This is a genomic window from Pseudomonas sp. Irchel 3F6, from assembly GCF_900187595.1.
In the GTDB taxonomy this organism is placed as follows: domain Bacteria; phylum Pseudomonadota; class Gammaproteobacteria; order Pseudomonadales; family Pseudomonadaceae; genus Aquipseudomonas; species Aquipseudomonas siliginis.
Genome location: NZ_FYDP01000002.1, coordinates 1,086,343 through 1,099,903, shown reverse-complemented (window position 1 = coordinate 1,099,903; position 13,561 = coordinate 1,086,343). Strand labels below are relative to the sequence as shown.

At 56.8% G+C, this 13,561-nt stretch carries 11 protein-coding genes; 9 read left to right on the top strand and 2 right to left on the bottom strand.

Annotated elements, in window-relative coordinates:
* Nucleotides 1–296: 296 nt before the first annotated feature.
* The 4 genes from CKW30_RS27515 to CKW30_RS11130 all read left to right on the top strand — a co-directional run bounded on the left by CKW30_RS27515 (nucleotide 297) and on the right by CKW30_RS11130 (nucleotide 2,849).
* Complete coding sequence (locus tag CKW30_RS27515; RefSeq protein WP_256584317.1) at nucleotides 297–758, top strand: hypothetical protein; 462 nt, start codon at nucleotides 297–299, stop codon at nucleotides 756–758.
* Nucleotides 659–1,807 (top strand): site-specific integrase, encoded by a 1,149-nt coding sequence (locus CKW30_RS11140; protein WP_256584323.1) that lies wholly within the window; start codon nucleotides 659–661, stop codon nucleotides 1,805–1,807. The genes CKW30_RS27515 and CKW30_RS11140 overlap by 100 nt, the downstream gene beginning before the upstream one ends.
* Nucleotides 1,808–1,829: 22 nt before the next feature.
* Entirely contained in the window at nucleotides 1,830–2,375 is a 546-nt protein-coding gene (folE, locus tag CKW30_RS11135; RefSeq protein WP_205970537.1) for a GTP cyclohydrolase I FolE, read from the top strand.
* A gap of 102 nt (nucleotides 2,376–2,477) precedes the next feature.
* Nucleotides 2,478–2,849 carry a glutathione S-transferase N-terminal domain-containing protein gene (locus tag CKW30_RS11130; RefSeq protein WP_095180792.1) on the top strand — a complete coding sequence of 124 codons (372 nt, stop codon included), beginning with the start codon at nucleotides 2,478–2,480 and terminating at the stop codon, nucleotides 2,847–2,849.
* A gap of 137 nt (nucleotides 2,850–2,986) precedes the next feature.
* Here the strand turns inward: CKW30_RS11130 and CKW30_RS11125 are convergent, their stop codons facing one another.
* The gene (locus tag CKW30_RS11125) at nucleotides 2,987–4,153 is read right to left on the bottom strand and encodes a PLP-dependent aminotransferase family protein (protein WP_095180791.1); all 1,167 of its coding nucleotides are present in this window, start codon (nucleotides 4,151–4,153) and stop codon (nucleotides 2,987–2,989) included.
* 81 nt (nucleotides 4,154–4,234) lie between these two features.
* Between CKW30_RS11125 and CKW30_RS11120 the strand changes: the two genes are divergently transcribed.
* The 5 genes from CKW30_RS11120 (at nucleotide 4,235) to CKW30_RS11100 (ending at nucleotide 12,686) form a co-directional block, all read left to right on the top strand.
* Entirely contained in the window at nucleotides 4,235–4,681 is a 447-nt protein-coding gene (locus tag CKW30_RS11120) for a MarR family winged helix-turn-helix transcriptional regulator (protein WP_056786765.1), read from the top strand.
* A 290-nt stretch (nucleotides 4,682–4,971) separates the two neighbouring features.
* Nucleotides 4,972–6,321, top strand: coding sequence for an NCS2 family permease (locus tag CKW30_RS11115; protein WP_024012217.1), 1,350 nt, complete (start codon nucleotides 4,972–4,974; stop codon nucleotides 6,319–6,321).
* Nucleotides 6,322–6,406: 85 nt separating this feature from the next.
* On the top strand, nucleotides 6,407–7,036 hold the full coding sequence (locus tag CKW30_RS11110; RefSeq protein WP_041479336.1) for a LysE family translocator: 630 nt from the start codon (nucleotides 6,407–6,409) through the stop codon (nucleotides 7,034–7,036).
* 193 nt (nucleotides 7,037–7,229) lie between these two features.
* Nucleotides 7,230–10,751 (top strand): calcium-binding protein, encoded by a 3,522-nt coding sequence (locus CKW30_RS11105; RefSeq protein ID WP_095180790.1) that lies wholly within the window; start codon nucleotides 7,230–7,232, stop codon nucleotides 10,749–10,751.
* Nucleotides 10,752–10,847: 96 nt separating this feature from the next.
* Complete coding sequence (locus CKW30_RS11100; RefSeq protein WP_143497928.1) at nucleotides 10,848–12,686, top strand: hypothetical protein; 1,839 nt, start codon at nucleotides 10,848–10,850, stop codon at nucleotides 12,684–12,686.
* Nucleotides 12,687–12,813: 127 nt separating this feature from the next.
* Here CKW30_RS11100 and uraH read toward each other — a convergent pair whose 3' ends face one another.
* On the bottom strand, nucleotides 12,814–13,167 hold the full coding sequence (gene uraH / locus CKW30_RS11095; RefSeq protein WP_041479332.1) for a hydroxyisourate hydrolase: 354 nt from the start codon (nucleotides 13,165–13,167) through the stop codon (nucleotides 12,814–12,816).
* Between the last annotated feature and the right edge of the window lie 394 nt (nucleotides 13,168–13,561).

The following is a 13,561-nucleotide window of genomic DNA, read 5'->3' as shown; positions in this document are numbered from 1 at the left end:
GCGCAGCCTACCGAGGGGTATAAGCATCCCTCCTGCTCGCCCGCACACACAGCGAAAGTTGCCGCTAACAAGGTGCAGATCAACGCGCGTGCCGAGTTCGAAAAAGAGTTCCCAGTGCCCGAAGGTCTGCAGTACTGCACACAGCGAGGCACGTACATCACCGCACCAGGCGCGAAAACATCCGACTCATTTGCCCGTGAGCATTATGCGTACCGGGCCGGCTTCGCCGCGTGGAGCCGCAGAGCTTGGAAGCATGCCGCGCTCGTTGGCGAGCACGCTCAAGGAGTACAGCTGTGATGGAGCATACATTCCAGCAGTTCCACATGTGCTGCGGCCACGGGAGCGGCGCCAATGCAACTTTGACTGCACAGAAACACCTCTCCGCGCAGCTCGGCAAAAGCCATTCACAGTTTGAAGAAGCTGATGAGGCATCACTTCCCACCTTTCACCTGGACAAGATTCCAGAAGAAAAGATGGCCGAACTCGTTGGAACTAGCCGCCGGGCGCTACAAGGAAAACGCGCCAGAGGCGTCATCCCCAAAGGTGTCTGGAACACCATCGACAGCCGCATTTACTACAGCCTTAGGAGATACGAAGCATGGCTCGAGAGCCAATGGGATTGCCCACCGGAGTTGAATTTGCTGGCCAATCCGTCCGCATTCGTTTCACCTGGAACGGGCAACGCCGTTGCGAAACCCTCCCCTATCCCCAAACGCCGAAGGGGATTAAGGCTGCCGCCGACCTACGCGCTAACGTAACCAGCCTAATCAAGCACGGCGTGCTGGATGATCAGCGCTACGCCGAACTGTTCCCCAACTCCACCTATGCCAACTACTCGGCAACTCCCCGTTTCGGGGAGTACGCCCAGGAGTGGCTCAACAGTCGCGAGATCGTGGCCGGGACACGCAAGAATTACCTCGGCTCCCTCAATCTGTACTGGATGCCGTATCTGGCGATGTTGCCCATCGACAGCATCACGTCGGTGATGCTGCGCAAGGTAGTAGCCAACACCGAATGGCCGACACCGGGCGTAAAGCGCGCGGCGATCCAGCGCCTGACCACGGTGTTCGGTACCGCAGTAAAAGATGGCCTGATCACCCGTAACCCAGTGGAGTCCATCGAACTGCCGGTGAAGGCCAAAAAGCCCATCGATCCCTTCACAGTCGGCGAGGCCAACCAGATCATTGATCACCTATATAAGACGCTGACCCATTCAATGGGGATCTACGCGGCCTATTTTGAGTTCGCCTTTTACACCGGCATGCGCCCCAGCGAGATCGCGGCGCTGCGCTGGGAAGAGGTCGACAAGGAAAAGCGGCTGGTCAACGTGTGTCGAATCGTCGCGGACTACAAGATCGAGGAGCGTACCAAAACCCGTAACGGGCGCCAGGTCATGCTCAACAGTCGCGCACTGCACGCCATCGAGCAAGCCGAGCTAGTAGCGCAACAACGTGCCTCGCAGAGCCGTCGGAAACGCGCTGAATCGCCCTACGTGTTCCCGCCCACCAAGAACTTCGAGTTCATTCAACAGTCGAGCGTGACCGATAAACACTTCCAGGCTGCATTGATCGAATTGGGGATTCGCGCCCGCCGGCAATACAACTGCCGACACACTTACGCTACCATGTGCCTCATGGCGGGTATGAACCCTGCGTTTATTGCCACTCAGCTCGGTCATAGCGTTCAGATGTTGCTATCGACCTACGCCCGATGGATCAACTCCAGCACCGACTGGGGTGAACTCGGAAAGCTCGAAAACAGCTTGATTGGTACAAAATTGGTACAGACAGAAACAGTACCCCTCTGAAACCCTTATGGAATCAGCCTCTGTGACACTGGAACAGAACTACACCGCGATTCTCGGCCAATTGGGCGAGGACGTCTCCCGCGAGGGCCTGCTCGACACGCCAAAGCGTGCCGCCAAAGCCATGCAGTACCTCTGCCGCGGTTATGCACAGACGCTCGAAGAGGTCACCAACGGTGCCCTGTTCAGCTCCGACAACAGCGAAATGGTGCTGGTCAAGGACATCGAGCTGTATTCGTTGTGCGAACACCACTTGCTGCCGTTCATCGGCAAGGCGCATGTCGCCTATATCCCGAGCGGCAAAGTGCTGGGCCTGTCCAAGGTTGCGCGGATCGTCGATATGTACGCGCGCCGCCTGCAGATTCAGGAAAACCTCAGCCGCCAGATCGCCGATGCGGTGCAGCAAGTCACCGGCGCGCTGGGCGTGGCCGTGGTGATCGAAGCCAAGCACATGTGCATGATGATGCGCGGCGTCGAAAAGCAGAATTCGTCGATGATCACTTCGGTGATGCTCGGTGAATTCCGTGAAAACGCGGCAACCCGTAGCGAATTCCTCAGCCTCATCAAGTAATTCGCAACAGAAAAGAGCCGGCGTTGATCGCCGGTTTTTTTTCGCCCGTGAAAAATCGGGTAAGCTGCGCGCCTTCTTCATTTGCACCGTGAGGCTTTCAACGTGTTCGTCAAAGCGCTTCGTGTCGGCCTCGGCCAACTGGTTATCTTCATCGACTTTATTACCCGCCCGGGGAAGAAAAAACGCCCCACCGCTGCTCAGGCGCAAGTCGACGCTGCCGCGAAGGACCTGACGCTGTATCAATTTCACGCCTGCCCGTTCTGCGTGAAAACCCGCCGCGCCCTGCATCGCCTGAATGTGCCGGTGGCGCTGAAAGACGCGAAGAACAACGAGCAGGATCGCCAGACCCTGCTGGAACAGGGTGGCCGAATCAAAGTGCCTTGCCTGCGAATTGAAGAGAACGGGCAGACAACCTGGATGTATGAATCCAAGGTGATTATTGATTATCTGGATAAGCGGTTTGCGGCGGTCTGATGTTAACGGGTTGGAGCGATAGCCGCCTTCGCGAGCGCGCTCGCTCCCACCCTTGAAACGCATTCCATTTTGTGGGAGCGAGCCTGCTCGCGAAGAGGCCCGCACTGACAACGCCGGCCCTTAAGCCGGCGTTTTTGCTAGGCCGCCCTTTCCATCTGCGCCCGCCGCACCACCGCCGCCAACCGCTTCAACCCCTCATCCAGCCGCGACGGATCAATGTGGCTGAAGTTCAAGCGCAAATGCCCATGATGCTTGTCCGGCTCGGGAAAGAACGGTTCACCGGGCATGAATGCCACATCATTGGCCAACGCCTCATTGAGCAAAGTGCGCGTATCCAGCGGTTGCTTCAGCGTCAGCCAGAAGAACAGCCCGCCCTGGGGCATGTTCCACTCAGCCAGATCGGTAAAATGCATTTCCAGCGCCAGTTGAAACGCATCTCGCCGCTGCCGATAGAAATCCCGCAACTCGCTCAAATGCTGTTGATACTTCTGCGAGCCGATCCATTGCAGCGCCTGCCACTGGCCGATGCGATTGGTGTGCAGATCCGCCGATTGCTTCAGTTTGAGCAGGTGCGGGAACAGATCCGCACTGGCGATCAAGTAACCGACACGCAAACCCGGGAGCAAGGTTTTCGACACGGTGCCGGTGTAGATCCAGCTGGCTTTTTTCAGGCGCGCCGCAATAGGTTTGGCACTGCCACCATCGAAAGTCAGTTCGCGGTATGGCTCGTCTTCAATGAGCGTGACGCCGAATTCATCAAGCAACGCGGCGACCGCTGTGCGCTTGGCCTCGCTGTAGCGCACGGCGGAAGGATTCTGGAACGTCGGGATCAGGTAGATAAACGCCGGGCGATGCTGTTCTAAACGATTACGCAATTGCGCGAGGTTGGGGCCGTCCGCTTCCTGCGGCACGGTCAGGCAGTCGGCGCCAAACAGCTGGAAGATTTGCAGCGCGGCCAGATAAGTCGGCGCCTCCAGCAAAATCTCCGTGCCCTTGTCGATATACAGTTTTGCCGCCAGATCCAGAGTTTGCTGGGAACCACTGACCACCAGCACCTGACTCGCATCGCACTCGAGGCCCAGCGCCCTCGCCTCTGCCGCCAAAGCTTCGCGCAAGGCCGGCTCGCCTTCGCTCATGCCGTACTGACCCAGCGATAACGGCATCTCGTCCCACTCCACCTTCGGCAACATCGCCTCAGCGGGCAAACCGCCGGCGAACGACATGACCTCCGGAAGTTGGGCCGCCGCGAGGATTTCTCGGATCAAAGAACTTTTAAGGCGCGAGACACGTTCGGAAAAAGCCATGGAGGTCACCGTAGCAAGGCATGCAGGAAATGAGTCAAACTGGTTGACTGAAATTACGACAGCTTGAGCGAGTACGTCAACATGCTTGACCTTAAAAACCCCTCCACTCAGCAACAGGCCATGGAAGCGTTTTTCTTCGGCTATCAGGCATTCACTGCCAAGGCTGATGAAATGCTCGAGCGTCGCGGCCTCTCGCGGGTGCATCAGCGCATCGTGTTTTTCATCGCGCGCTATCCGAACCTCAGCGTAAAAGAGTTGCTGGCCCTGCTGGGCGTGAGCAAACAAGCGTTGAACATGCCCCTGCGCCAGTTGCAGGAAATGCACCTGGTCGACAGCGTCGCTTCGCAGACGGACAAGCGTAAGCGCCTGCTTGAGCTGACGGCGGAAGGCGCGAAGTTCGAGCAAGCGCTGCGCCGTGAGCAGGTGAAATTGCTCGAGCGGGTATTTGCCGAGGCTGGGGAAGCGGCGGTGAATGGGTGGTTGGCGGTGAATCTGGCGCTTGGGGGGAATCAGCTGCAACTCGATTGACAGGGCCGCCCTCTTCGCGAGCAGGCTCGCTCCCACAGGGAAGCGCATTACAAAGGAGGCAGCGAGCCTGCTCGCGTAGCCATCCTGATAGCCATATATCCCTATCGGCAAAAAAATCGCCGACAAAACAAAAAACAATATTTGCTTTATTTGTACACAAAAGCATAATCCACTGCGTGCGAGTTCCTGACTATACGGTCAACAAATTCGCGTATGCCTCAAAGGGCCGCTGCCACCCCTCATGGGTCCGGCCCTGGAAATAACAATAAAACTCTTGAGGAGTACTCGCTGTGGAAAGCCGCAAATCCGAAGCACCGCCGCTCGAGCTCACGCCGCCATTACGCAATGGCCTGCTGGAGCGTCTGTTCAAACTCAGCTTGCATGGCACCACGGTGAAGACCGAGCTGATTGCCGGTCTGACAACCTTCATCACCATGGCTTACATCATTTTCGTCAACCCGAACATCATGGCCGATGCCGGCATCGACCACGGTGCGGCCTTCGTCGCCACCTGCATCGCCGCTGCGCTCGGTTGCCTGTTGATGGGGCTCTATGCCAATTGGCCGGTAGGGCTTGCACCGGGCATGGGCCTCAACGCCTTCTTCACCTACACCGTGGTCGGCACCATGGGCTACAACTGGGAAACCGCCCTCGGCGCGGTGTTCGTCTCGGGCGTGCTGTTCATGTTCCTGACCTTTTCGCGGATCCGCGAGTGGCTGCTCAACAGTATCCCGGTCAGCCTGCGGTTCGCGATGGGCGCCGGTGTCGGTCTGTTTCTGGGCCTGATCGGTCTGAAGACGGCCGGTATCGTCGTCGACAGCCCGGCGACGCTGATCAAGCTGGGTTCGCTGCGTGAACCTGGCCCGCTGCTCGCCGCGATCTGCTTCCTGATGATCGCGATCCTCAGTTACCACCGTGTGTTCGGTGCGATCCTGATCAGCATCATCACCGTCACCCTCGCCGGCTGGGGCCTGGGTCTGGTCCACTACGAGGGCATCATGTCCGCGCCGCCGAGCCTGGCGCCGACCTGGATGGCAATGAACGTCGCCGGCGTGTTCAACGTCAGCATGATCAGCGTGGTGCTCGCCTTCCTCTTCGTGCACATGTTCGACACCGCCGGTACGCTGATGGGCGTGGCCCAGCGCGCCAACCTTGTCGCCGCTGACGGTCGCATCGAGAATCTTTCCCGAGCCATGAAGGCTGACAGCGCATCCAGCGTATTCGGCGCCGTGGTGGGGGTTCCACCTGTGACAAGTTACGTGGAAAGTGCCGCTGGCGTGGCCGCTGGTGGTCGGACTGGTCTTACCGCCGTCACCGTGGGTGTGCTATTTATAGCGGCCATGTTTTTCGCACCGCTGGCTGGCATGATTCCCGCTTATGCCACGGCAGGTGCACTGATCTACGTGGCGATGCTGATGATGGGCGGTATGGCCCACATCGAATGGGACGAAGCGACCGACGCCATTCCGGCGATCGTCACGGCGATCATGATGCCGCTGACCTTTTCGGTCGCCGACGGCATCGCCCTGGGCTTCATCACTTACGTCGCGTTGAAGGCCGGCACCGGCAAGTACAAGGAAATTTCCGTCAGCCTGTGGGTGCTCTGCGCGATCTTCATCGCCAAGTTCATCTTCCTGTAAACGCTGCGCGGTTCAGGCTTCAAACCAGCCTCACCCTCACCGGTGGGGCTTTTGCACATCCCGATAACAACAAAGGAGCAATACGATGAGTCTGGAAACCTGGCTGCTGTTCAGTGGCGCTGCGCTGGTGGTGATCCTGATCCCGGGACCGCTGTCATTGCTGATGATCAGCAACAGTCTGAATTACGGTTTGCGCCGGTCGTACCCCGCGTTCCTGGGTGGCGTGATCGCCTCGATCTGCCTGCTCAGCGCGTCGGCACTTGGCCTCGGCGCATTGCTAATGGCTTCGGAGCAGTTGTTCAGCGCACTGAAAATAGTCGGTGCGCTGTACCTGTTCTACCTCGCCTGGCAGAGCTGGCAGCAGTCGCGGCAGCCATCGACGGGCGCCGAAGTACCTGAGGCTGCACCGGTGCCGCGCTTTCGCACATTGTTCGGACGCGCCTTTGTACTGGGTGCGAGCAATCCGAAGGACATCCTGTTTTTCGCCGCGTTTCTGCCGCAGTTCCTCCGCGCTGAGCAACCTTTTCTGCCGCAATTGCTGATCATGATCGCGACCTGGGTAGTGCTCGATCTGTGCTGCAAGCTGGCCTATGGCCTGGGCGCCCATGGCGCCGCACGTTATCTGCGCAGCGGCAAAGGCCAGAGTTGGTTCAATCGGGTCAGTGCCGGACTATTTGGTGGTGCTGGCGCCGCGTCGTTGCTCGGCAGCCACTGAAAAGCGCCACTATTGATCATCCTGCCGGAACGGACCTCGGGCGGGATGATGTGTTGTTTTGAATCAATTCAACTCGAACAACATTCAATCTTTGATATGCAATAGATAGCAACAACCCCCCGATATACAGCTCTGGAAAAGCCAACGTAATATTCTTCGCCTTAACGACAATTGCCGGAACAAGGAAGTTCTAATGGCCACACTGATAAGCGAAGCAACAGCACAAACCGACCCTTCAATACATGCGGACCTGCAACCTGTTTCCGATACCGTAATAATCATGGATCTGGGCTATGAAGCCAACGAATACAAGCCCTCAACCATTGATCAGAGCCGAACTAACGAAAAATCGAGTCAGTTGCAAATGGTGGACGAAGTGTTCGGCCCCTTGGAAATTGGCGATATTTCAATTACCCGTACCGCACTCGACGGATTAGGCGCGACCATTGACGGTCAGCCGTTGAATGGCGAGAACAGTTTCTTTCGCCGCCCCAAGCGCTCTTTTATCAATAGCCTGCAGTTCGACGCCAATAAAGTTGAACACTACCTGAAAACTTCAACGGGCAGCGATAGCTACTTGTTGCCCACGCTCCTGTTTGAAATGGCCAGCCAGCGCCCGCTCACCGCTCCCCGGCTCTTGGGGGAGAGTGCTGCAGATACTGTATCCGGCAATTACCGCGACAAACTTGTCAAACTTCTGAGTGCCGCACAGTCGCTTGATCTGCAACACGTGCACGTCCCCAAACATCATCCCCGCTGGGCCGCATTGACCAAAAGTTACGCGACGCTGGGCTCCAGCGTGGGCATCCAGGGCTTCGGCATCTTTATGGGAATTCGCGGCGTTGTCGATGCGATCAAAGCCGAAAACACTGCTGAAATAGCGATAAACAGCGCAGGCATTGTATCGGAGCTGGGCTCCATCGCGGCCGATGTCGCGGTGAGCAAGATAGCCACGCAGATGCTCACAGCCGGGCAAAGTGCTTATCGGGACTTCGCCAAAACCCGCTTTGCACTCAGATTGGGTCGATCGGGAGGGTTGGTCGGCGGCATGCTGACGCTGCCCTTCGACATCTTTACCGCCGTGAGGTCGATGAACGCCGCTCAGAATGCCACCGGCAAAGAAGCGATGGATCATTACGTCAGCGCTGGCCTGAGCATTACCAGTGCAGCCATGACTGTCATCCTCGGGTCCGCCGCGATGGCCGGGTTCTCGTTTGCCGGCCCTGTCGGACTTGCAGCCGGCGCGATTCTCGCCATCGGCTCACAGGTCTACGGCGCAGTACGTATCGTTGACGATATAGATGACTACATTGAATTGACTGTCGATGAACGGTGGCGTAGCGGTTGGTTTTCGTTCTGCATGATGGAGGTCGATCAAAGCGTTCAAAACCGCTATATCAAGGCAAAGACACTGTTGCAGCACTCTCTGCAACTGAAAAAGACCGCCAGAACGCTGCTCGACGGCCCCTTGAAAGAGACCACCGAAGCCATCGTCAACGGCAAGTTCGATGTGCGCCTGAAACCAACCCGGGTCTGGAAACGAAACTGGTGGACCAAACAGGATGCGTGGGAATCGGTCAATGTCCCCGAAGTGGTAGGCACCGATGACATCATTGATGCACGCGCAGGGGTTACAAAAGATACACCCGGCGCGGAGTTGGGGGTCGCCGCAGAGGGCAAGAACGTTCTCTGGTTTATCAGCGAGGGCAACGACTCGATCAGAGGGGTAGAAAAAAAACCCAACACCTTCCATTACAAGTCAGGAAAAAAACAACTTTCGGGCGGCGAAGAAAATGACCAGTTCCTGTTTGAGAACGCAGCGGACTTCCTTGAAAGGGGTCGCCATGTCGCAGATCATTCGACGCTGAGCGGCGGCGCAGGAAATGACACACTGGTACTCGGCGGCAGCTACTCCTCCCGAAATACCAACAGAACTGGCTATGACGTAGATCTGCTGGCTGGAACATTGCAGATCATCACGAGCGATGTCGATGCCGACAATAACCGGATATCTATCCTGCACAGTTTGCTGGACAGCATCGAAAACGTTGAGACAGTCCATCGCGCGGCAAGCGTGGTAACGGGCTCCGCGCAAAACAACATTATCAAATCCCGGGGCAGCGACAGCATTGAAGCTGGCGCTGGGGACGACCAGATATTTCTCTCCCACGAAAGAGCAAAAGCGTCGGGAGGCGCCGGCACCGATCAATATTACATTGCGCATGTGGCGGGCCGTTTTTCCATTGTCGATGATGGTGAACAGACCAGCTACATCGTTATGAACTGGCGCAAGGAGTTGATTGAATCCTGGGATATCGAGGGTAACGACCTGGTCATCCGCTCAGGTTTCGAAACGTCTGACCACCTCAAAAACGTGTTGACCATTCATGACGTTTATACGAACACCGAACACACTAGAAAGCTGAGCAACAAAAACCTGATTTTCGTAACCAGCGATGATTTCCATTTCAGACTTGATCTGCCAGACACCATTCCGGACGGCCACACCGTAGAAATAACCGAAATCTTCCTCAAACGTGGAAAACCGGTAAACCCGATCATTATTTATGCAGCGGAATGCTGGATCCGCCACCGCAAACCCGCTGCCTATTACGTCCCGAGAACCGGCAAGACAACCACTTTTTACGCAGTTTTACGTTCTGATGTCATTACCCGGATATATCTGGATTTCCGCAGCGACGAGCTGACAAAAGCGGAGGCGCATTTTTTCTCGGACAAACCCAAGTCATATCACCTGACTGTTGGTTGCCATCTCGTCTATCACTTCGGCGCGAAAAGCATCAAGCTCAATTATTACTCCGCTGCGCGTAACGAAGACGATCACGACAATATTACGAAGATCCTGCGCACCATGGCTGTTCGTCCGTTCAGCCGTTACGTATTGATTTTCAAGGACGGTGTCGTTGCAGATGCCGAGCTTACAGCGCAAACCGAAATCGCACCTGCATTTACGGATTTCACGGTATCGCGGGATTGGGTGACCCAGATGAAACTGCCGCTCGAGGTTCGCTCTCAGCGTTACTTTCACAATCTGGCTGAAAAAGCAGCTGAACCGATGGGCCGTACAAGAGTTTGCGCAACGCCGATTCGACTGGCCGTGCAAACCGACATGGACAACTACGAAGGAGAAGGTTCGAGTTATCTCATCCACGTACTCCCGGACATGACCATCAAACTCTCGACTCCCGGCGCACTTGCCGATGCCAAAGTTCGCCTGCCCTATTCATCCACTTGGGAACTTGATGCAACGCAGCTCGGCAAGGTCGAAATAAGGCTGGAAGAAAACCGGCTCTCCATCGGCACCACCACTTTTTATCTGCCGGTCTATGGAAGCGAAGATCTGATAGATCAAATCCGCGTTATTACAACCGGTGGAGTTGTGCACACGGTCGATCTGGTCTTTGATCGCATTTATCTGGATGGGCTTGATGCACGTTTTTTCGAAGAGCCCGACGCCTCAAAAGCGCTCCCGCCATATCTTGCCGCATTGGCCAACGACGAAGTCAAAGTCTGGAACGTTATCTGCGTCAACGACGAAACCGCGCGCGTGGGCTACAACCTGGCCGCCCATGGCTGGGTATTGCGTGCCGACAAATCCCGCATCGAAAAGTCTGCGTTAAGAGTAGTGAATCGCTGCAGTCACCAGACCAACATTTTCCGCCCTGTTTCGCTGATGAAAGTGCCTCCCGCGTAATTCGCGGTAACCCGTCAACAAACACCCTTTTTTTATCAGCGTACTGTCTACGCGGCACCCGCACGCGTCTGCGCGCTCTTTTTCCGAGTATTTCCCATGGCCAAATCACCCAAAAAAATCCCGACCATAAAATCGCCCGATTCGCCCGATGCCACACATCCCGTATCACCGCCCCTCGTCAAAAATGTGGGCCTGGACATGCCTGACGCCCTGCTCCTGGGCATCGATTCGCCGGCGATCAGCCAAGCGCCAGCCACCTCTGCCGCAGCCAACGCAGTGCCCACGGTCAGCCTTCATGCGTTGCCAGATGCAGCGCATGATTTCAGCGCCACTCGGAACGCAATCGCCTGGCCGCAAGAGCGTTTCCACGAATTGGTGCCGGTGACGCAAAACGATGGCTTGTTCACTGGACCGGATCAGCGCACCTACGCTCAAATCGCCAATGAAGGCCAGTTTGTCGTCGAGCAGGACGGGCAAGGCAACTACCATGTGCCACTGACCTTCGCGCCCGGCGTGCCCGGCCTGCCTCTGACGCGAACCGAGGGTCAGGCGATCTGGCAAATCCAGCGGCCCGCGAGGCCCTCCAACCGGCCTGCGTCCTCCACGCCACACTTGCCCTCATACATCTCGCCGGCCGACGCCATGACGTTGACCAAGCCGGAAATGGCGACAGAAGGCCTTCGTTACAACAGACTCAGGCAGACCTTCGTAACCACGGTAGACGGCACCGTCATGGTGCGCAAAAACCAGGACGGTGAATATCAACAAGCGTTTGCCTCAACGACCAATGCACCCGACCTTTTCTTCGAGCAAATCCCCGGCACCGTTTTCTGGCGGCGAAAAACACCCGGGACGAAGCCATCAGGTACCAAGCCCGAAGCCAGCCAGTCCGACAACGCAGTACCCGGCCCGAGCAAGCGTCCACGACTTGCCGAGGCCACAGAAACACTTACCGCGTCGAAAGCCACGACTCCGCCTGAGGAGCTGACCCCGTATTTCTGGCTGCCCTGGGGGCACCTGAACAAACCTGTGCACATCGAATCGGTACAGCTTGGCTGGCTGCATTATCCAATCGTCCCTGTCGGCTCGAACACGACACCCAAAGTGTATTTCGTATGTCATCCCGAGTTTGTCCCGACAGATTTCAATACTTTCGAAAGCATGCTGATAAACATGCCCGAGCGACAGCCGGTAGCGACTTTTCGCATCGGCAGTGATCCGGGTGAGGTCCATCCGGGCAAACGTTTTTTTGAAGAGCCGATATCAACGTCCGTCGCTCGCGCGTTCCCCGATTTCTCTGAAGCAACAGCAAGGGCCGTCGCCCGCAGGTTGTTCGAACTCGCCGATCACTCCGAGACGATTACCGGCACCGGATTGATCAATGTCCAGGCCGTTCTGCATCAGTGGAAACAACTGCCGTTTTCCACAGCTCCAGATTTTGCCGACCCGCTGAACATGCTCGCAGTTGCGCCGGACATCGACCTGGGAAGCAAACGGCTTATTCCGATGCCTTCCCAGACCGACAGCGAATTGCAACGCCTGAGCTTCGATCCGCAGCATTTCCCCTCCGCCTGGAATCATTACAAGACCTATCCCTCGGATCTGAATCTGCGGCGATTGCTCGGCGCGTTGCTGGTCGGCTGTGGTTACGAGCTGTTTCCACTGACTTATGAGCACAGAATGCCGACGCTGGTCTTCAAACGAGCCGGTCACGATCAGATCTTCTTTTTGAAACTGGGTGCGATCAGTCAGGCCGGCCTGACTCATGTGCCTGGCAACGAACTGGCGGAACCGGGCTTGCCCGCCAGAATCGGTCAGGACGCCTTCAAGGCGCTGACCGATGCAGCCGCGCAGAACAAAGTGGTATGGCTGATCGGGGGCGTATTGAAGGTCGCGTCCACGCCAGATTCGGTATTCATTATCCGCGAGCGCTGAGCCGCTACCCGCCTGCACCGGCAGTTGAGCTGTAAACAGGCATAAAAAAAGCCCGCAGTGTGAGCGGGCGAAAGACCAAAGAAGCTATATGCGCAGTCGCTTCCCGGTGGGGGCAGCTGCTTGGGGGTCAGCTGCCCCGATACGTGGAATAGCTGTAAGGCGAAATCAGCAGGGGCACGTGGTAGTGCTCCTGCTCGGCGGAGATGCCGAAACGCAGCACCACCACGTCCAGGAAGGCCGGCTCGGGCAGTTGCACGCCCCGGGCGCGGTAGTAATCGCCGGCATGGAACTGCACCTGATAAACCCCGGTGCGGTAATCATCGCCTTGCAGCAACGGCGCATCGACCCGGCCATCGCTGTTGGTTGTCGCACTGGCGACCAATTCCAGGTGCGAACCTTCAACGCGGTACAGCTCGACCTTGATCGAGCTGCCCGGGCAACCGTGTGCAGCGTCCAAAACGTGTGTTGTCAAACGTCCCATTGATTCTGCGCGCCTGGCCGCAACAAGCGGTCAGACCTCGCGCCTCCCGAAGTCAGTTGAAAAGGAGACCGCACCGTTTCGGAGCACGAAACGCTGCGGCGAGCGACTGATTAAGACACTTTTCAAAAAAATTGTACACAATAAAAACGACATTTTTCGCCTCACCCCCGCCATCCGGGCCTTTATCGCCAATCTGTAGCCAAAGCGCCTGATCATTGAACCTTCTATTTATTAGCTGACTGGTCAGGCAGGTTTCTTGCAGGCCGGAACCATTAACAGCAAAAGATGACAGCCGGTGAAAAATGCGAAAATTCAGGCTTACAAAATGTAAATAAAGTTGTATACAATCAGCCCATCGCTGTGACGCCAGCCTGCCAGGCCGCCACACCAATCT